The organism is Roseateles agri, assembly GCF_034043675.1.
Taxonomy (GTDB): Bacteria; Pseudomonadota; Gammaproteobacteria; order Burkholderiales; family Burkholderiaceae_C; genus KK5.
This window is the reverse complement of sequence record NZ_JAXCLA010000004.1, coordinates 505,717-523,504: the sequence shown is the minus strand read 5'-3', so window position 1 is coordinate 523,504 and position 17,788 is coordinate 505,717. Positions and strand designations below refer to the sequence as shown.

Below are 17,788 nucleotides of genomic sequence, written 5' to 3'. Positions count from 1 at the left end.
GCTCCATGGACCGCATGCTCGGAATGCAACTCTTCATCCGCGTCGTCGAAACCGGCTCGTTCAGCAAGGCCTCGGTCGACCTCGGCATCACGCAGCCGACGGCGACCAAGCACGTCGCCGCGCTGGAGAAGCGCCTGGGCGCGCGCTTGTTCCATCGCAGCACGCGCGGCGTGACGCCGACCGAGATCGGCGCGCTGTACTACGAGAAGTGCCTGCTGATCGTGCGCGAGATGGAGGAGGCGGACAACATCGCCACGCTGCAGCAGTCGCAGACGCGCGGCACCTTGCGGATCAGCACCTCGGTGGCCTTCGGCCGGCGCGTGATGGTGCCGCTGATGATCGAGTTCATGCGCGAGCACCCGGCGCTGCAGATCGACCTGGGCTTCGACGACCGCTACGTGAACCTGGTGGAGCAGGGCGTGGACCTGGCCATCCGGATGGGGCAGTTGGCCGATTCCTCGCTGGGCGCGTCCTACCTCGGCGTGAACCCCTGGGTGCTGGTCGCGTCGCCCACCTACCTCGGTGCGCATGGCACGCCGGCGCACCCGAGCGAGCTGGCCGGCCACGCCGCGCTGATCTATAGCACCGTTCAGGGCGATGAGCGCTGGCGCTTCGCCGGCCGGGGCGAGACGGTGCAGGTGCCGGTTCAGGGGCCGCTGCGTTCGAACAATCTGTCGGCGCTGCTGGCGGCGGCGCGCGCGGGCCTGGGCGTGGCGGCGCTGCCCTGGTACGTGGCCCACGCCTCGGTCAAGGACGGCACGGTGCTGCCGCTGCTGGCCGACTGGTCCTTGCCCTCGCAGGCGATCCATGTGGTGTTCCCGTCGCCGCGCCTCGTGCCGGCCAAGGTCACGCGGCTGATGAGCTGGCTGCAAGGCCAGTTCGAGGAGGGCTGGTGGGGGCGCGAAATATGAAGCCCACTCAGTTTCGGGCTGAAAACTTGACCTGGGTCAAGAAACTCGAAATCAATTGCTGCGCCGCACAATATTCGCTTGTCATAAATCGGGGGTTAACCCTAAACTTCGTTTCAATCCTTCTCTCGCAGATTCATTAACTTAAACGTCTGGAAAACATCATGATCATCAGCACTCTGAATACCCCGGCCGCCAAGTCCCTGATCGCCAACATGCCGATCGTCATCCTCTTCAAGGCCGTGCGTGGCCTGTTCGCCGGTAACGGCCGCCGCGCGTCGCTGCCGCAAGGCAACCTGCCGAGCGCTTCGTTCCGCTGAATTGAATATTCCCGCCCGGCTCAGAACCGGTAGGGGACGAATCGATCGATCAAGGTCGCACCGTCCGTCAGCAGAAAATCCTTGAACGCCTGGGCCACTGGTGCCAGGCGTTTGTTTTTGCGGTGCACCACAAACCAGTTGCGCACCATCGGAAACCCCTGAACCTTCAGCACCTTGAGGCTGCCCGCCGCCAGTTCCTGGCTGATCGTGTGGACCGACAGGAAGGCCAGGCCCATGCCGGCGATCACCGCCTGCTTGATCGTCTCGGTGCTGCGGATCTCCATCGCGATCGGCAGCTCGGCCATGTGCGGGCCGAAGGCGTCTGCCATCGAGTTCCAGGTGTCGGAGCCCTTTTCGCGGGCGACGAAGCGTTCGCGTTTCAAGGCGTCGATCGTCAGCGCCGTGCGCCGGTTGGCCAGCGGATGGCCGGCGGCGGCGACGATCACGTAGGGGTGGGGCGCGAAGGGCACGGATTCGGTATCCATGCCCACCGGCGGGCGCACCATCACCGCCAGGTCGGTGAGGTTGTCGGCGATGTGGGTCAGCAGGCCCTCGCGGTTGTGCACCGTGAAGTTCAGCGCCACGCCGCGATGCCGGCCGGCGAACTCCACCAGCAGCCGCGGGAAGAAATAGTCGCCGGCGCTGATCACGCCGACATTGAGCCGCCCGCCGCTGACGCCGCGGTACTGCGTCATCGCATGCTCGGCGTTCTCGAACTGCTGGATGATCGTGCGGCTGATCTGCAGCAGTTCGGTGCCGGCCGCGGTGAGGTAGATCTTCTTGCCGAACTGCTCGAACAGCGCATTGCCCGCGTGCTCTTCCAGCTTGCGCACCTGCGTGGAGACGGCCGGCTGCGTGAGGCACAACTCCTCGGCGGCGCGCGAATAGCTCAGCAGCCGGGCGACTGCCTCGAAGACTTTGAGCTGGCGCAGGGTGGCGTGTTTCACCCGGCCGATTCTGGCCGGCCGGGCTTTTCGCGCACTTGTCTCAGGTCAAGGGCTGCAAACTCAGCTGAGCCTTCTGTTCGCCCATCGTCTTCTCGAGCAGCTTGACCAGCGCATAGACGGTGTCGATGTGCGGCGTCGGCGTGTTGGTCAGCCGCGCCAGCTCGACGACCGATCCAACCAGCGCATCGATCTCCGGCGCGCGGCCGGCCTCGATGTCCTGCAGCATCGAGGTCTTGTGCTTGCCGACCTTCTCGGCGCCGGCGATGCGCTTCTCCAGCGACACACGGAACTCGATGCCCAGCTTGTGCGCCACCGCCTGCGCCTCGGTCATCATCGCGGCGGCCAGTTCGCGGCTCAGCGGGTACTGGCAGATGTCCACCAGGGTCGAGTGGCTGAGGCTGCTGATCGGGTTGAAGGTGAGGTTGCCCCACAGCTTCAGCCAGATCTCGGCGCGGATGTTGTCCAGCACCGGCGCCTTGAAGCCGGCATGGGCCAGCAGCGCGGCGACCTGCTGGACGCGCTCGCTGGTCGAACCATCCAGTTCGCCGACCGGGAAGCGATCGCCCTCGATGTGCTGGATCACGCCGGGCCGCAGCAGCTCCGAGGCCGGATAGACCACGCAGCCGATGATGCGTTCGGCTGGGAGCGCCGCCATGACGGTGCCGCCGGGGTCGGCGCTGCGCACCGGTGTGCCGGCGTATTCGCCGCCGTGCTTCTGGAAGTACCAGAACGGGATGCCGTTCTGCATCGTCACGATCACGCCGGTGGGCGAGAGCAGGGCGGGCACCTGGGCGGCGACCGCCTCCAGCTGGTGCGCCTTCATCGCGAGGATGACGAGGTCGAACTGCCCGGCGTGGCCGGCGTAGTCGTCGGTGGCATGCACGCGCTTGGTGGCGCGCGCACTGCCGTCGTGCTCGATCAGCTCGATGCCGTTCTCGCGGATCGCCGTGAGGTTGGCGCCGCGCACGAAGAAGGTGACGTCGCTGCCGGCCAGCGCGAGCCGGGCGCCTACGAGTCCACCAATGGCCCCCGCGCCGATGATTGCGATCTTCTGCATGAAAGTTCCTTGGACATAGTCAAAAAAATCTTTGGCGCTAGACGTAGCGATTGACCAGCCGGCCGATGCCGTCGATCGCCACCTCGACCAGGCTGTCCGGCTTCATCGAGCCGACGCCGACCGAGGTGCCGCACAGGATCACGTCGCCGGGATGGAGGGTCAGGTCTTGCGAAATCAGGCTGACGAGCTGCGGCACCGCGAAGCGCATGTCGCTGATCGGGTAGTGCTGGCGCTGCTCGCCGTTGAGGATCGTGGTCACGGTCAACGTTGCAGGATCCAGGCCGGTCGCCACCACCGGCCCCATCGGGCAGAAGGTGTCGAAACCCTTGGCACGGTCCCACTGCGTGAACGAAGTGTCGCGGTTCAGGATGTCAGCCACCGTCACGTCGTTGGCACAGGTGTAGCCGAATACATGGTCCAGCGCCTGCTCGACGGAGACGCCCGAGGCGGTCTTGCCGATCACGATGCCCAGTTCGCCTTCGTAGACCACCTTGCCTTCGCAGCGCGGCCGGCGGATCGTCTGGCCGGCCGGCAGCCAGGAGTTCGGCGCCTTCAGCAGGTACAGCGGCTCGGCCGGATCGGCCAGCTTCAGCTTGGCGGCCAGCGCGTGGAAGTTGTTCCACATCGCGATGACCTTGGTCGGCTGCGTCGGCGTCAGCAGCTTGATCCGCGACAGCTCGTAGCGCAGGCCCGTGGGCTCCGGCGCGTTGAACATGTCGCCGGCATGCTCGTGGACGATGTCGCCGTCACCGAGAACGCCGAAACCGACGCGACCGTCATGCTCGAAGCGCAGCCAGCGCTTGACCGGCCCGCTCACGCACCCACCTCGCGCCCGATCACTTGCGACCAGTCCACCGGCCGCGAGGCCAGGTGCGCGACGCTTTCGGCATCGCGGCGGCAGGCGGCCTGCTTCTCGACGATCACGCGCAGCAGGAAGGCGGCGTCGTAGGCGCGCAGCAGGTGGGCGTGCTCGCTGCGGATGTAGTGCAGCAGGCGCTCGACCGGGTCGTCGCAGTGGGACTGCAGCGCGCGGTACGTGGCCTCGTCCCAGTACCAGCGGAAACCGAGTTCGTAGAAGGCGGCGTTATAGGCGCGCAGTTCGAGTTCGTCGCGCTGGAGATTCTGCAGATCGTTGAACATTCACAGCCTCGTTTTGTTGCGGTGGGATGTCCAAAAATGTAGAGAGCCGCATCGATAAAGAACAATCAATCTTTTCTTTGCGAACCATTCACGAGCAGTTATGTATTGGCGCTATGCATCGGCGACCAGCTCGGTCGTGATCTCGGTGGTGACCTGCGCCATCAGCTTGTGGACCGGGCATTTCTTCGCCACGTTCAGGAGTTCCTGCCGCTGCTCCTCGCTGAGCGGGCCGCCGAGCTTCATCGTCGTCGCGAGCCGGTAGACGCCCTGGCGCTCCTCGCTGGCGTCGCGCTCGACGGTCACCTCAATGTCTTCCACCGGGATCTGCTTGCGGTTGGCGTACCACAGCACCGTCATCGCCTTGCAGGCGCCCAGCGCGCTGTCGTAGAGATCGTGCGGGTTGGGGCCGAGGTCATCGCCGCCGTTGGCCACGGGCTCGTCCGCAATGATTTCGTGCTGGTTCACCGCGATGCGGTGCTTCATCTTGCCGCTGCGGTCGCGGGTGACGGTGATGGTCATGGATCGTGTCCTGTTTCGTGTCGTGGAAGGCCCGATTGCAGCTCGCCCGCATGCCGTCGAAGATCGGCGTTAGGGGCTGCCGCGGTGACTGAAGGTTAGCGCATCGCCGGCCGCGCTCATCCGGGTGAACCAGCAGAAGGCTTTTCAAAAAACTTGCTTCGGATCAAGAGTTTTTCGGCCGTGCAGTCCGACATTGAATCCGCCTCCGACGCGCCGGGATTCCGGTCTGATCAGCCGTTGTTCATGACGCCGGTCCGAGGAGAGAAATAAGAGAAAGCCCGTAGGCGCCAAGAGGGCGATGCGCGGATTTCGACGACGAATGACGAGACAAACTTCCGCAAAGGAATCGCCATCATGATTCGACCGCCCGTAGCCGTCGCCACGGCCCATGAAACTCATGCGGGGGCCAATGCCGCCGCGCCAAGCACTTCCTACCGATGGGGCCAGCTCTTGCTGGGCATTCTTTGCATGGCGATGATCGCCAACCTGCAGTACGGCTGGACCCTCTTCGTCAACCCGATTTCCGAGAAGCACGGTTGGAGCCGTGCCGCGATCCAGGTCGCCTTCACCATCTTCGTGCTCACCGAAACCTGGCTCGTGCCGATCGAGGGCTACCTCGTTGACCGCTTCGGCCCGCGTCCGGTGGTGATGGGCGGCGGCATCCTCTGCGCCGTCGGCTGGGTGATGAACTCCTTTGCCGACACGCTGCCGATGCTCTACTTTGCAGCCGCTGTTGCCGGTGTCGGCGCGGGCGCCGTCTACGGCACCTGCGTGGGCAACGCGCTGAAGTGGTTCCCCGATCGCCGCGGCCTCGCCGCCGGCTTGACGGCGGCCGGCTTCGGTGCCGGCTCGGCGCTGACGATCGTGCCGATCTCCAACTTCATCAAGTCCAACGGCTACGAGGATGCCTTCCTGTACTTCGGCATCGGCCAGGGCCTGATCGTGTTCCTGGCCTCCTGGGCCCTGACGCGTGCGCCGGAACAGCTCAAGCAGCTGGCCCCGTCGACGCTGCAGCAGAGCAAGCGCAGCTACAGCCCGGGCGAAGTGGTCAAGACGCCGGTGTTCTGGGTCATGTACCTGATGTTCGTGATGGTGGCAGCCGGCGGCCTGATGGCTACCGCGCAGCTGGGCCCGATCGCCAAGGACTTCAAGATCGACGGTATTCCGGTCAACATCATGGGCCTGGTGCTGCCGGCGCTGACCTTCGCCCTGGCGATCGACCGCGTGCTCAACGGCCTGACCCGCCCGTTCTTCGGCTGGGTGTCCGACCAGATCGGCCGCGAGCTGACGATGTTCATCGCCTTCGCGATCGAAGCGGTGGGCATCCTGGCGCTGTACAAGTTCGGTCAGAACCCGGTGGCCTTCGTGATCCTGACGGGCATCGTGTTCTTCGCCTGGGGCGAGATCTACAGCCTGTTCCCGTCGACCTGCGCCGACACCTTCGGCTCCAAGTTCGCGGCATCGAACGCCGGCATGCTCTACACCGCCAAGGGCACGGCCTCGCTGCTGGTGCCGCTGTCCAGCGTGCTGGCGGCCAGCACGGGCAGCTGGCATGCGGTGTTCATCGTGGCCAGCATCATGAACGCTGCGGCAGCGCTGCTCGCCTGGTTCGTGCTGCGCCCGATGCGCCGGGCGCAAATGGAGAAGAGCGCACAGGGCTGAGCCGGCCCCGCGCTACTCCAACACAAGGCTCACGGCGGATTGGTGATCTTTCCGCTGTGACGCAGACGACTCAAGGTTTCCGCAGACAGGTTCAGGTATGACGCCAGTTCCTTCTGCGGAATCCGGTCCACCAGATCGGGATGCTTGCGCATGAAGCGCTGGACGCGCCCCGGCGCATCGAGCAGATGCAGCGTGATCACGTGGGCCATGATGTCGCTCATCACCTTCATCACGTCGTACTCGAAGGCCTGCTTGAACTCCGGGCGCGCATCGAGGAAGGCGCCCCAGTCCTTCATCGGCAGGCTCGCGATGCGGAACTTGCTGACGCCGACGATGCCGTACGGCGTCGGAGTGCCCAGCCGCCAGGCCGCGTACACGGTCTCCATGTCGCGCTCGCAAGCGAAGCGCAGGATCATTTCCTTGCCTTCGGGGTTCGACACCACGCGCTTGAGGATGCCGTCCACGATGAAGTACTGCGACATCTCGCGCATGCCCTGCTGCTGCAGGAATTCCGCCTTGCCGCCATCGGCGATCAGCAGCTGCGATTCGAGCTCTTTCAGGTCCTCTTCGCTGAGCTTGGCGAGCGCAGTGTTCTGCTTCAGCTGAAGCCGAATCACGTTGCGCTCGGAGTGGTTCACCAGGAAGGTCATGACAGGGTTTGTCTCGGTTTTTTCAGATTCTTGACTGCCGTCAACAGCCGCTTTTCCAGTCGCCCATCATAGTCAACACACGCCACTGAGAGGGCACCTAACGCAGATCGCGAGCGGTGCCGAGAAAAGGAGAGACATGTCCACCGTACTCGAATCCAAGACCGCCGCCGACTCGGCAATCCAGGCCGCAGCACAGGCCTCGGCCACGCCCGAATTGACCGATGGTTTCCATCTCGTCATCGACGCGTTGAAGCTCAACGACCTCGACACCATCTTCGGCCTGGTCGGCATTCCGATCACCGACCTGGCCCGCCTGGCGCAAGCCGAGGGCCTGCGCTTCATCGGCTTCCGCCATGAGCAGCACGCCGGCAACGCCGCCGCCATCGCCGGCTACATGACCGGCAAGCCCGGCATCTGCATGACCGTCTCCGCGCCCGGCTTCCTGAACGGCCTGACGGCGCTGGCGAACGCCACGACGAACTGCTTCCCGATGATCCTGATCTCCGGCTCCAGCGAGCGCGAGATCGTCGACCTGCAACAGGGCGACTACGAGGAGATGGACCAACTGGCCATCGCCCGCCCGCACTGCAAGGCGGCCTTCCGCGTGCTGCATGCCGAGGACATCGGCGTCGGCTTCGCCCGTGCGATCCGCGCCGCCGTCTCGGGCCGCCCGGGCGGCGTCTACCTGGACCTGCCGGCCAAGCTGCTGGCGCAGACGATGGACGCAGCCAAGGGCAAGGCCTCGCTGATCAAGGTTGTCGATGCAGCGCCGCGCCAACTGCCCGCGCCGGACACGGTGGCCAAGGCACTCGACGTGCTGAAGACCGCCAAGCGTCCGCTGATCCTGCTGGGCAAGGGCGCCGCCTACGCCCAGGCCGATGAAGACATCCGCGCGTTCATCGAGAAGACCGGCGTTCCCTATCTGCCGATGTCCATGGCCAAGGGCCTGCTGCCCGACACCCACGCCCAGTGCGCCTCCGCCGCTCGCTCCTACGTTCTGGCCGAGGCCGACGTGGTGATGTTGGTGGGCGCGCGCCTGAATTGGCTGCTCTCGCACGGCAAGGGCAAGACCTGGGGTTCGGAGAAGGGCGCCAAGCGCTTCATCCAGATCGACATCTCGCCGACCGAGATCGACAGCAACGTGCCAATCGAGGCGCCGCTGATCGGCGACATCGGCTCCTGCATCGGCGAAATGCTGAAGGGCGTCGACGCCAGCTTCCCGAAGCCCTCGGCCGAGTGGCTGGCCAACATCGCGTCGAAGAAGGACAAGAACCTGACCTCGATGGCGCAGAAGCTGGCGCAAAGCCCCAGCCCGATGAACTTCCACAGCGCGCTTGGCTCGATCCGCGAGGTGCTGAAGGACCACCAGGACATCAACCTCGTCAATGAAGGTGCCAACACGCTGGACTTCTGCCGCGCGATCATCGAGCAGTACCAGCCGCGCAAGCGCTTCGACTCCGGCACCTGGGGCGTGATGGGCATCGGCATGGGCTATGCGATCGGTGCGGCCGTCACCAGCGGCAAGCCGGTCGTCGCGATCGAGGGCGACAGCGCCTTCGGCTTCAGCGGCATGGAACTCGAGACGATCTGCCGCTACGACCTGCCCGTGACAACGATCATCTTCAACAACAACGGCGTCTACCGCGGCACCGACGTCAATCCGACCGGCGGCAAGGACGTGGCGCCGACGGTGTTCGTCAAGGACGCCCGCTACGACAAGATGATCGAAGCCTTCGGCGGCATCGGCCGTCACGTCACCACGCCCGAGGAACTCGCTGCTGCGCTGCGCGAGGGCATCGCCTCCGGCAAGCCGACGCTGATCAATGCGGTCATCGACGAATCGGCCGGCACCGAGAGCGGACGCCTGACGAACCTGAACCCGCAAAGCGGCAAGAAGTAACCGACCCCCAGCACTGACAAGGAGATAAGAGCATGACCAAAGCACTCGACGACATCAAGATCATCGACTTCACCCACGTCCAGGCGGGCCCCGCCTGCACGCAGATGCTGGCCTGGTTCGGCGCGGACGTGATCAAGGTGGAGCGCCCCGGCTCGGGCGACGTGACCCGCAGCCAGCTGCGCGACATCCCCGATGTGGACGCCCTGTACTTCACGCAGCTCAACGGCAACAAGCGCTCGCTGACCCTGGACACCAAGACGGCCGCCGGCAAGGAAGTGCTGGAGAAGCTGATCAAGGTCTCGGACGTGATGGTCGAGAACTTCGGCCCCGGCGCGCTGGACCGCATGGGCTTCACCTGGGAGCGCATCCTCGAACTGAACCCGAAGATGATCCTGGCCTCGGTCAAGGGCTTCTCGGACGGCCACCACTACGAAGACCTGAAGGTCTACGAAAACGTGGCTCAGTGCGCTGGCGGCGCCGCCTCCACCACCGGCTTCTGGGACGGCCCGCCGACCGTGTCGGCCGCAGCGCTGGGCGACAGCAACACCGGCATGCATTTGGCAATCGGCATCCTGACCGCGCTGCGCCAGCGCGACAAGACCGGCAAGGGCCAGAAGGTCGCCTGCTCGATGCAGGACGCCGTCATCAATCTGTGCCGCGTCAAGCTGCGTGACCAGCTGCGCCTGGACCGCCTGGGCTACCTGGAAGAGTACCCGCAGTACCCGCACGGCACCTTCACCGACGTGGTGCCCCGCGGTGGCAATGCCGGCGGCGGTGGCCAGCCGGGCTGGGTGCTGAAGTGCAAGGGCTGGGAGACCGACCCGAACGCCTACATCTACTTCACGATCCAGGGCCATGCCTGGGGCCCGATCTGCGACGCGATCGGCAAGCCCGAGTGGAAGACCGATCCGCTGTACATGACCCCGAAGGCCCGTCAGCCGCACATCACCGAGATCTTCGCGACGATCGAGGACTGGCTGAAGGACAAGACCAAGTTCGAGGCGGTGGACATCCTGCGCAAGTTCGACATCCCCTGCGCCCCGGTGCACTCGATGAAGGAAATCGCCAACGATCCGTCGCTGCGCGCCAGCGGCACGATCGTCGAGGTGGACCACAAGGCCCGCGGCAAGTACCTGACGGTCGGCAGCCCGATCAAGTTCTCGGACATGAAGGTGGAAGTCAAGCCCTCGCCGCTGCTCGGGGAACATACGGACGAGGTGCTGGCCGAACTGGGGTACAACTCGGACAACATCGCAACGCTGCATGCGTTGAAGGCTGTCTGATCAAGTAAGGAGTTAGCCGTCGCCGTGAACATCGACTTCCAGCAACTGGTCGCCGGCGCTGGCGACGGCATCATGGTCTGTAACGCGTCCGGGGCGATCACGCTCTGGAACGCGGCCTGCGAGCGCATCTTCGGCTTCACCGCCGAGGAAGCGCTGGGCAAGAACCTCGACATCATCATCCCGGAGCGCCAACGAGGCCGCCACTGGGAAGGCTACGCCCACACGATGGCGACGGCCGTCACGAAATACGGCGCAGATCTCTTGCGCGTTCCGGCCCTGCACAAGGAGCCGGGCAAGACCCTTTCGATCGCCTTCACCGTCTCGCTGCTGCTGGACGATGCGGGCAAGGTGGAAGGCATCGTCGCGATCGTCCGCGACGAGACGGCGCGCTTCGCCGAAATGCGCGAGCTGCGCAAACGTCTGACGGAACTCGAATCTCAAAAGGTGGCAACGTGAGTAGCGGTAGCAAGGCACTGGAGGGCGTGCGCGTCCTCGACTTCACCCATGTCCAATCGGGCCCGACCTGCACGCAGCTGCTGGCCTGGTTCGGCGCCGACGTGATCAAGGTCGAGCGCGCCGGGGAGGGCGACGCCACGCGCGGCCAATTGCGCGACATCCCCGGTGCGGACAGCCTCTACTTCACGATGCTGAACCACAACAAGCGCTCGATCACCCTGGACACCAAGAAGCCCAAGGGCAAGCAGGTGCTCGACGAGCTGATCAAGACCTGCGACGTGCTGGTGGAGAACTTCGCCCCCGGCGCGCTCGACCGCATGGGCATCACCTGGGATCACATCCAGAAGCTGAACCCGCGCATGATCGTCGCCTCGGTCAAGGGTTTCGGCCCCGGCCAGTATGCCGAGTGCAAGGTGTACGAGAACGTCGCGCAGTGCGCCGGCGGCTCGGCCTCCACCACCGGCTTCGACGATGGCCCGCCGATGGTCACCGGTGCGCAGATCGGCGACAGCGGCACGGGCCTGCACCTGGCGCTGGGCATCGTCACCGCGCTCTATCAGCGCACGCACAGCGGCCGTGGTCAGAAGGTGCTGGCGCCGATGCAGGACGCGGTCCTGAACCTGTGCCGCGTCAAGCTGCGTGACCAGCAGCGCCTGGAGCGCACCGGCACCCTGCACGAGTACCCGCAATACCCGGACGGCAGCTTCGAGGACGCGGTGCCGCGTGCCGGCAATGCCTCCGGCGGCGGCCAGCCCGGATCGATCCTGAAGTGCAAGGGCTGGGAGACCGACCCGAACGCCTACATCTACTTCATCACGCAGGGCGCGGTCTGGCCGGCCATCTGCAAGGTGATCGGGGAGGAGCGCTGGATCGACGACGAGGCCTACAAGACCCCGGCCGCCCGGCTGCTGCACCTGAAGCCGATCTTCGCGCGCATCGAGAAGTGGACGATGACGAAGACGAAGTTCGAGGCGATGGAGATCCTGAACCAGTACGACATCCCCTGCGGCCCGATCCTGTCGATGAAGGAGATCGCCGCCGACGAGTCGCTGCGCGCCAGCGGCACGATCGTCGAGGTGGACCACCCGGTGCGCGGCAAGCACCTGACGGTGGGCAATCCGATCAAGATGAGCGACAGCCCGACCGAGGTCACGCGCGCGCCGCTGCTGGGTGAGCACACCGACGAGGTGCTCGCCGAGCTGGGCTACAGCGCCGGCGATCTGGCGGCGCTGCGCGAAGAGAAGGTGATCTGAACGCGGATCAGGCCGCGTCGGCTTCGCCTTTCTTGAGCCGCACCGGGCCGCGCTTCTTGGCGGGCTCGGCGGCCTTGGCCACCACTTCCGCGGCCGTCGCTTGCTTCTCCTCGGCGACGGCCCTTTCTTCTTCCTTGATCACGCGGGTGAACGGCGCCAGGATCGGCACCATCTGGCCGTAGATCTTCGGGCTGCCGGCCAGCACTTCGCGCTGGTGCAGGAAGTCGCTCTCGCCGGTGAAGTTGCCGATCAGGCCACCGGCCTCGGTGATGATCAGCGAGCCGGCCGCCACGTCCCAGGGCTGCAGGCCGGTCTCGAAGAAGGCGTCGTAGTAGCCGGCCGCCACGTAGCAGAGGTCCAGCGCGGCAGCGCCCGGACGGCGCACGCCGGCGACCTCGGTCATCACCGCCTCGAACATCTTCAGGTAGCGCTTCGGGTTGTCGCCGCGGCGGTAGGGGAAGCCGGTGCCGACCAGCGAGTCCGACAGGCGCGTGCGCTTGGAGACGCGCAGGCGCTTGTCGTTCAGGAAGGCGCCGCGGCCCTTGGTGGCGTAGAACAGGTCGTTGCGGGTCGGGTCGTAGACGACCGCCTGCTGGACCACGCCGCGGTGCGTCAGCGCGATCGACACGCAGTACATCGGCAGGCCGTGGATGAAGTTGGTCGTGCCGTCCAGCGGATCGATGATCCAGATGAATTCGGAGTGCTTGGCGCCGTGGGTGCGGCCGGTCTCTTCGGCCAGGATGCCGTGGTCGGGGTAGGCACCGAGCAGGGTCTCGATGATCGCCTGCTCCGCCGCGTGGTCCACCTCCGTTACGAAGTCGTTGGGCGCCTTCGTGTTGACCTTCAGCGCATCGAGATCCAGCGAGGCGCGATTGATGATGGCGCCGGCCGCACGTGCCGCCTTGACGGCGATGTTGAGCATCGGATGGAGATTGGCTTGCTGCGACGACATAGGGCGCTGAACCTCTTCGTTAGGGCTTGGGGGTGGACTGGCGGGGAGAAAGAGCGAGCGACCCGGGGTGACCGGGCCGCGATAATCCGCAAGTTTAACCGAGCCAAGGGATTTCCCGAAGTGGAAACCACACGATTCATCCTGATCAACACCAGCCATCCGGGCAATGTCGGCGCCACCGCGCGGGCGATGAAGGTGATGGGCTTCCGCGATCTGGTGCTGGTCGCGCCGCGCTTCGCCGACGTGCTGAGCCAGGAGGAAACCGTCGCGATGGCCAGCGGCGCGGCGGACATCCTGGTCCGCGCGCGCATCGTCGACACGCTGGAAGAGGCGCTCGACGGCGTCAGCTTCGCCTGTGCCACCGCGATGACGCCGCGCGACTTCGGCCCACCCACGCGGGAGCCGCGCTCGCTGTTCGCCGAGCTGGCGGCGTCGCAGCACAAGGTGGGGCTGGTGTTCGGCTCCGAGCGCTACGGCATGTCCAACGAGGACGTGTACCGCTGCCATGCGGTGCTCTCGATCCCGACAGATCCGGACTACGGGTCGCTGAACCTCGCCCAGGCCGTGCAGCTGCTGGCCTACGACTGGCGCCAGGCACTGGGCGGCTTTGCCGTCGAGCCGCGCACCGTCGACTCCGATCTGGCGGACGCGCAGGCGGTGCAGGGCATGCTCGCGCATCTGCAGGCCTCGCTGGAGCAGATCGGCTTCCTCGACCCGAAGGCGCCGCGCAAGCTGATGCCACGCCTGAACCAGCTCTTCAATCGCGCGCAGCTCACCAGCGAGGAAGTCCACATCCTGCGCGGCATTGCACGCCAGATGGCGAAGACCGCACCCCTCAGCGAGGATTGAGCAATCTCGCTAGACTGACTGCCCACTTTCGATTCCACCTCATGTTCCAACGTCTGCGCGAAGACATCGACTGCATCCTCGAGCGCGACCCGGCCGCCCGCACGGCCTGGGAAGTGCTGACGCTGTATCCGGGCCTGCATGCCCTGCTGCTGCATCGCCGCGCGCACTGGTGTTGGAACCATGGCTTCAAGTGGATGGGCCGCGCGATCTCGCAGTTCTCGCGCTGGTGGACCGGCATCGAGATCCACCCGGGCGCCAAGATCGGCCACAAGGTCTTCATCGACCACGGCATGGGCATCGTCATCGGCGAGATGGCCGAGATCGGCGAGGGCTGCACGATCTACCAGGGCGTGACCCTGGGCGGCACCTCGCTGGTGAAGGGCGCCAAGCGGCATCCGACCTTGGGCCCCGGCGTGATCGTCGGCGCCAATGCCTGCGTGCTGGGCGGCTTCACCGTCGGCGCTGGCGCGCGCGTGGGCTCGGGTGCGGTGGTGACGAAGCCGGTGCCGGCCGGCGCTACGGCCGTCGGCAACCCGGCACGCATCATCGAGGCCAAGTCGGACGCGGTGCGCGAAGAGGCTGCGGCACGGATGGGCTTCTCGGCCTACGGCGTCACGCAGGGCGACGACCCGGTGGCGCAGGCGATGAAGGGCCTGATCGACAACGCCTCGACGCAAGAGCACCAGATCGCGCTGCTGTGGCAGGCGGTTGCTCAGCTCAGTGCGACGACCAAGGCCGACTGCGTACCCAAGGGCGCGCAGCAGGACGAGAACTTCGACGCCGACGAGCTGACGCGCCTGGTCAAGTAGCGCTCAAGTAACGAGTTACTTAGTGGTGGTGCCCGTGGTCGCCATGCGCGTGGCCATGGGCGACTTCCTCGGCCGAGGCCGCGCGCACCGACACCACCTTCAGCGAGATCTTCAGGCTCATGCCGGCCAGCGGGTGGTTGGCGTCGAGCATGACGGTGTCGCCCTTGATCTTGGTGACGTTGTAGAGCTGGAACTCGCCGCTTCCTCCCTCGCCATTGCCCTCGCGCAGCTCGAGCTGGCCGCCGACCTTGACGCCGGGCGGGAAGTCCTTCTTCGCCAGCGTGCGGACCTTGCTCTCGTCGCGCTCGCCGAAGCCCTTCTCGGGCGACAGGTCCAAGGTCGTCGCGAATCCCTTCTCCTGGCCTTCCAAGGCCTCTTCGATCGCCGGCAGCGTGTTGCCGTAGCCGCCGATCAGCAGCGCCATCGGTTCCTTGGAGGCCTCGATCAGGCGGCCGAGGTGGTCCGCCACCTTCAGGGTCAGCGTGACGACAGTGTCTTTTTGAATCTTCATTGTTCGGGCTTGGGTCGGATTGCGGATTTGGGTCGGAAGACCTTGCAGACTTCGTCCCGGGTTTCGAGGTACGGGCCGCCGATCAGGTCGATGCAATAGGGCACGGCGGCGAAGATGCCGCTGGCATTCGCATGACCTGCCAGCGTCTCGGCGATCGCCTTCGGCTGGCCGGGCAGGTTGATGATCAGCGCCTTGCCGCGGATGACGGCGACCTGGCGCGACAGGATCGCCGTGGGCACGAAGTGCAGCGAGATCTGCCGCATCTGCTCGCCGAAGCCGGGCATCTCCTTGTCGGCCACGTCCAGGGTGGCCTCGGGCGTCACGTCGCGCGGTGAGGGGCCGGTGCCGCCGGTGGTCAACACCAGATCGCAGCGGGCCTCATCGACGAGTTCGCGCAGCGTCTGTGCGATCAGCGGGCGTTCGTCGGGGATCAGCTTCGCGACGAACTCGATCGGGTTCAGCAGGGCGGCCGACAGCCATTCCTGCAGGGCGGGCAGGCCCTTGTCCTCGTAGACGCCGGTCGAGGCGCGGTCGCTGATCGATACGATGCCGATCCGGACCGGCTCATTCATCGTCGCCGTCCTCGACGCGAAGCTGCTCGGCCTTGATGAACTGGAACAGCTCGCGGAAGGCGCGGCCGCTGCGCTGTTCGGGCGCGGCCGATGCGTCCTTGCGCGCCGCGCGCACGAGGCTGCGCAGTTGCTGGACGTCGATGCCTTCGTGCTGCTCGATGAACTCGTGCAGCGCACCGTCCTCGGTCAGCAGGCGTTCGCGCCAGCGCTCGCTCTGATGCAGGGCCAAACTGTCCTTCGCATGGCCCAGTTTGAAGGCGGCGACTGCTTCCTTGATCGGCTCGGGGTCGACCTTGCGCATCAGCTTGCCGATGTATTGCATCTGGCGGCGCTTGCCTTCGAAGTTGGTGATCTTCTTGGCGGCCTGGATCGCGTCGATCAGGATCTCGGGCAGGTTCAGCGGCTCGACACGGTTCATCGGCAGCGTCAGCAGGTCTTCGCCGAGCGATTGCAGCTCGTGCATTTCCTTCTTCTTCTGCGTCTTGCTCGGACGGTCGTAGCCGCTGTCATCGAAGTGACCCTCGGGGTCTTGGTCGGTGTCGTCGTGCGGTGTGCTCATAGAACTTATGATTGTCGCCCACATCAGGATCAACGCTCAAAGCCCCAATGCCCACACCCGATCGCGCCGATTCCGGCTTTGCCTACAGCCCGGATCGCTTCCGTGAACTCGTTGAACAGGTGCTGGACGAGGCCAAGAAGCTGGGCGCGACGGACGCCGGCGCCGAAGTGTCGGAAGGCTGCGGCCTGTCTGTCTCCACGCGGCTGGGCAAGCTCGAGAACGTCGAACGCAACCGCGACAAGTCGCTGGGCGTGTCGGTCTACATCGGCCAGCGCCGTGGCAACGCGAGCACCTCCGACTTCTCGACCAAGGCGCTGCAGGACACGGTTCGCGCCGCCTTCGACATCGCCCGCTTCACCGCCGAGGATTCCTTCGCCGGCCTGCCGGACGAGCAAGACCTGGCCCTCGACACAGCGGCCCGCCCCGAGCTGGACCTGTTCCACCCCTGGACGATCGACGCCGCCGCCGCTGCCGAGCTGGCGCTGCGCTGCGAGGCGGCCACTTTCGCGGTGGACAAGCGCATCACGAACAGCGAGGGCGCGGCGGTGTCGGCCCAGCAATCGCATTTCTTCAGCGGCAACACGCGCGGCTTCCGTGGCGGCTATGCCAGCTCACGCCATTCGATCTCGGTGGCGCCGATCGCCGGCCGTGGCGCCGGCATGCAGCGCGACTCCTGGTACAGCTCGATGCGCGACGCGTCCGAGCTGGCCTCGGCCGAGCAGGTGGGCCGCTATGCGGCCGAACGAGCGCTGTCGCGCCTGAAGGCCCGCAAGGTGAAGACGGCCGAGGTGCCGGTGCTGTTCGAGAACACGATCGCCGCCGGCATGCTGGGCAGCCTTGTGCAGGCCACCAGCGGCGGCGCGCTGTACCGGCGCGCCAGCTTCCTGCTGGACAGCCTGGGCACACCGGTGATCGCCTCGCACATCGACGTGGACGAGGATCCGCACGTACTCAAGGGCAAGGGCAGCTCGCCCTTCGACGACGAGGGCGTGACGACGCACGCGCGCAAGGTCGTGGATGCGGGCGTTCTCCAGGGCTATTTCCTGTCCACCTATTCGGCGCGCAAGCTGGGCATGCGCACCACCGGTCACGCCGGCGGCTCGCACAACCTGCGCATGAGCAGCCGCGCGACGGCACCCGGCGACGACTTGCCGACGATGCTGCGCCGCATGGGCCGTGGCCTCTTCGTGACCGAGCTGATGGGGCAGGGCGTCAACTACGTGACCGGCGACTATTCGCGTGGCGCCAGTGGCTACTGGGTCGAGAACGGCGAGATCGCGTTCCCGGTGCACGAGGTGACGATCGCGGGCAACCTGAAGGACATGCTGCGCGACATCGTGGGCATCGGTACCGACACCTACACGATGGGCACGAAGACGGTCGGCTCGATGCTCATCGCGAGGATGAAGCTGGCCGGAAGCTGACGGGGTTTGCCCCGGTC

General features: G+C 65.8%; 20 protein-coding genes. 10 read left to right on the top strand and 10 right to left on the bottom strand.

Annotation, left to right across the window (positions count from 1 at the left end; genetic code table 11):
• Window positions 1–5: 5 nt before the first annotated feature.
• Window positions 6–911: a LysR family transcriptional regulator gene (locus SNE35_RS14395; protein ID WP_320423601.1), complete on the top strand. Its 906-nt coding sequence runs from the start codon at window positions 6–8 to the stop codon at window positions 909–911.
• Between the two features lie 161 nt (window positions 912–1,072).
• Window positions 1,073–1,228, top strand: a complete 156-nt coding sequence (locus SNE35_RS14390) for a hypothetical protein (protein WP_320423600.1) — start codon at window positions 1,073–1,075, stop codon at window positions 1,226–1,228.
• 20 nt (window positions 1,229–1,248) lie between these two features.
• Here SNE35_RS14390 and SNE35_RS14385 read toward each other — a convergent pair whose 3' ends face one another.
• The 5 genes from SNE35_RS14385 to SNE35_RS14365 form a co-directional block, all read right to left on the bottom strand.
• Window positions 1,249–2,175 (bottom strand): LysR family transcriptional regulator, encoded by a 927-nt coding sequence (locus tag SNE35_RS14385; RefSeq protein ID WP_320423599.1) that lies wholly within the window; start codon window positions 2,173–2,175, stop codon window positions 1,249–1,251.
• A gap of 40 nt (window positions 2,176–2,215) precedes the next feature.
• Window positions 2,216–3,232, bottom strand: a complete 1,017-nt coding sequence (locus SNE35_RS14380) for a 2-dehydropantoate 2-reductase (RefSeq protein ID WP_320423598.1) — start codon at window positions 3,230–3,232, stop codon at window positions 2,216–2,218.
• Window positions 3,233–3,269: 37 nt separating this feature from the next.
• On the bottom strand, window positions 3,270–4,049 hold the full coding sequence (locus SNE35_RS14375) for a fumarylacetoacetate hydrolase family protein (RefSeq protein WP_320423597.1): 780 nt from the start codon (window positions 4,047–4,049) through the stop codon (window positions 3,270–3,272).
• A complete protein-coding gene (locus SNE35_RS14370) occupies window positions 4,046–4,372 on the bottom strand; it encodes a hypothetical protein (protein WP_320423596.1) in 327 nt (108 codons plus the stop codon). Before SNE35_RS14370 ends, SNE35_RS14375 begins: the two co-directional genes overlap by 4 nt.
• A 111-nt stretch (window positions 4,373–4,483) precedes the next feature.
• Complete coding sequence (locus SNE35_RS14365) at window positions 4,484–4,891, bottom strand: OsmC family protein (protein ID WP_320423595.1); 408 nt, start codon at window positions 4,889–4,891, stop codon at window positions 4,484–4,486.
• A gap of 354 nt (window positions 4,892–5,245) precedes the next feature.
• Between SNE35_RS14365 and oxlT the strand changes: the two genes are divergently transcribed.
• Window positions 5,246–6,553 carry an oxalate/formate MFS antiporter gene (gene oxlT, locus SNE35_RS14360; RefSeq protein WP_320423594.1) on the top strand — a complete coding sequence of 436 codons (1,308 nt, stop codon included), beginning with the start codon at window positions 5,246–5,248 and terminating at the stop codon, window positions 6,551–6,553.
• Window positions 6,554–6,582: 29 nt separating this feature from the next.
• Here oxlT and SNE35_RS14355 read toward each other — a convergent pair whose 3' ends face one another.
• A complete protein-coding gene (locus SNE35_RS14355) occupies window positions 6,583–7,203 on the bottom strand; it encodes a Crp/Fnr family transcriptional regulator (RefSeq protein WP_320423593.1) in 621 nt (206 codons plus the stop codon).
• A gap of 136 nt (window positions 7,204–7,339) precedes the next feature.
• Between SNE35_RS14355 and oxc the strand changes: the two genes are divergently transcribed.
• Genes oxc through frc (SNE35_RS14335) form a run of 4 tightly spaced genes read left to right on the top strand, consistent with a single transcriptional unit; the run spans window position 7,340 to window position 12,095 of the window.
• A complete protein-coding gene (gene oxc / locus SNE35_RS14350; RefSeq protein WP_320423592.1) occupies window positions 7,340–9,103 on the top strand; it encodes an oxalyl-CoA decarboxylase in 1,764 nt (587 codons plus the stop codon).
• 32 nt (window positions 9,104–9,135) lie between these two features.
• Complete coding sequence (gene frc, locus SNE35_RS14345) at window positions 9,136–10,386, top strand: formyl-CoA transferase (protein ID WP_320423591.1); 1,251 nt, start codon at window positions 9,136–9,138, stop codon at window positions 10,384–10,386.
• A gap of 24 nt (window positions 10,387–10,410) precedes the next feature.
• Complete coding sequence (locus tag SNE35_RS14340; protein ID WP_320423590.1) at window positions 10,411–10,842, top strand: PAS domain-containing protein; 432 nt, start codon at window positions 10,411–10,413, stop codon at window positions 10,840–10,842.
• Window positions 10,839–12,095, top strand: coding sequence for a formyl-CoA transferase (gene frc, locus SNE35_RS14335; RefSeq protein WP_320423589.1), 1,257 nt, complete (start codon window positions 10,839–10,841; stop codon window positions 12,093–12,095). Before SNE35_RS14340 ends, frc (SNE35_RS14335) begins: the two co-directional genes overlap by 4 nt.
• Window positions 12,096–12,102: 7 nt before the next feature.
• On the opposite strand, the gene SNE35_RS14330 is transcribed toward frc (SNE35_RS14335), so the two are convergent.
• Window positions 12,103–13,017, bottom strand: a complete 915-nt coding sequence (locus SNE35_RS14330; protein WP_431312741.1) for an inositol monophosphatase family protein — start codon at window positions 13,015–13,017, stop codon at window positions 12,103–12,105.
• A 150-nt stretch (window positions 13,018–13,167) separates the two neighbouring features.
• On the opposite strand from SNE35_RS14330, the gene SNE35_RS14325 reads away from it, so the two are divergent.
• Window positions 13,168–13,896, top strand: a complete 729-nt coding sequence (locus SNE35_RS14325) for an RNA methyltransferase (RefSeq protein WP_320423587.1) — start codon at window positions 13,168–13,170, stop codon at window positions 13,894–13,896.
• A 41-nt stretch (window positions 13,897–13,937) separates the two neighbouring features.
• Window positions 13,938–14,705, top strand: a complete 768-nt coding sequence (gene cysE, locus SNE35_RS14320; protein ID WP_320423586.1) for a serine O-acetyltransferase — start codon at window positions 13,938–13,940, stop codon at window positions 14,703–14,705.
• 19 nt (window positions 14,706–14,724) lie between these two features.
• Here the strand turns inward: cysE and SNE35_RS14315 are convergent, their stop codons facing one another.
• From SNE35_RS14315 to yjgA, 3 genes are read right to left on the bottom strand one after another with little or no spacing between them, the layout of a single operon-like run.
• On the bottom strand, window positions 14,725–15,216 hold the full coding sequence (locus SNE35_RS14315; protein ID WP_320423585.1) for an FKBP-type peptidyl-prolyl cis-trans isomerase: 492 nt from the start codon (window positions 15,214–15,216) through the stop codon (window positions 14,725–14,727).
• Complete coding sequence (gene mog, locus SNE35_RS14310) at window positions 15,213–15,788, bottom strand: molybdopterin adenylyltransferase (RefSeq protein ID WP_320423584.1); 576 nt, start codon at window positions 15,786–15,788, stop codon at window positions 15,213–15,215. Before mog ends, SNE35_RS14315 begins: the two co-directional genes overlap by 4 nt.
• The gene (gene yjgA / locus SNE35_RS14305) at window positions 15,781–16,347 is read right to left on the bottom strand and encodes a ribosome biogenesis factor YjgA (RefSeq protein WP_320423583.1); all 567 of its coding nucleotides are present in this window, start codon (window positions 16,345–16,347) and stop codon (window positions 15,781–15,783) included. Before yjgA ends, mog begins: the two co-directional genes overlap by 8 nt.
• A 47-nt stretch (window positions 16,348–16,394) precedes the next feature.
• Here yjgA and pmbA point away from each other — a divergent pair, with 47 nt between their 5' ends.
• Window positions 16,395–17,771, top strand: a complete 1,377-nt coding sequence (pmbA, locus tag SNE35_RS14300; RefSeq protein ID WP_320423582.1) for a metalloprotease PmbA — start codon at window positions 16,395–16,397, stop codon at window positions 17,769–17,771.
• Window positions 17,772–17,788: the final 17 nt, after the last annotated feature.

Excerpts from the sequence above, each read along its gene's own strand:
- SNE35_RS14395 (WP_320423601.1), top strand. The coding sequence starts at position 6 with ATGGACCGCATGCTCGGAATGCAACTCTTCATCCGCGTCGTCGAAACC.
- SNE35_RS14390 (WP_320423600.1), top strand. The coding sequence starts at position 1,073 with ATGATCATCAGCACTCTGAATACCCCGGCCGCCAAGTCCCTGATCGCC.
- SNE35_RS14380 (WP_320423598.1), bottom strand. The coding sequence starts at position 3,232 with ATGCAGAAGATCGCAATCATCGGCGCGGGGGCCATTGGTGGACTCGTA.
- SNE35_RS14370 (WP_320423596.1), bottom strand. The coding sequence starts at position 4,372 with ATGTTCAACGATCTGCAGAATCTCCAGCGCGACGAACTCGAACTGCGC.
- SNE35_RS14365 (WP_320423595.1), bottom strand. The coding sequence starts at position 4,891 with ATGACCATCACCGTCACCCGCGACCGCAGCGGCAAGATGAAGCACCGC.
- oxlT (WP_320423594.1), top strand. The coding sequence starts at position 5,246 with ATGATTCGACCGCCCGTAGCCGTCGCCACGGCCCATGAAACTCATGCG.
- SNE35_RS14355 (WP_320423593.1), bottom strand. The coding sequence starts at position 7,203 with ATGACCTTCCTGGTGAACCACTCCGAGCGCAACGTGATTCGGCTTCAG.
- oxc (WP_320423592.1), top strand. The coding sequence starts at position 7,340 with ATGTCCACCGTACTCGAATCCAAGACCGCCGCCGACTCGGCAATCCAG.
- frc (WP_320423591.1), top strand. The coding sequence starts at position 9,136 with ATGACCAAAGCACTCGACGACATCAAGATCATCGACTTCACCCACGTC.
- SNE35_RS14330 (WP_431312741.1), bottom strand. The coding sequence starts at position 13,017 with ATGCTCAACATCGCCGTCAAGGCGGCACGTGCGGCCGGCGCCATCATC.
- cysE (WP_320423586.1), top strand. The coding sequence starts at position 13,938 with ATGTTCCAACGTCTGCGCGAAGACATCGACTGCATCCTCGAGCGCGAC.
- SNE35_RS14315 (WP_320423585.1), bottom strand. The coding sequence starts at position 15,216 with ATGAAGATTCAAAAAGACACTGTCGTCACGCTGACCCTGAAGGTGGCG.
- mog (WP_320423584.1), bottom strand. The coding sequence starts at position 15,788 with ATGAATGAGCCGGTCCGGATCGGCATCGTATCGATCAGCGACCGCGCC.
- yjgA (WP_320423583.1), bottom strand. The coding sequence starts at position 16,347 with ATGAGCACACCGCACGACGACACCGACCAAGACCCCGAGGGTCACTTC.
- pmbA (WP_320423582.1), top strand. The coding sequence starts at position 16,395 with ATGCCCACACCCGATCGCGCCGATTCCGGCTTTGCCTACAGCCCGGAT.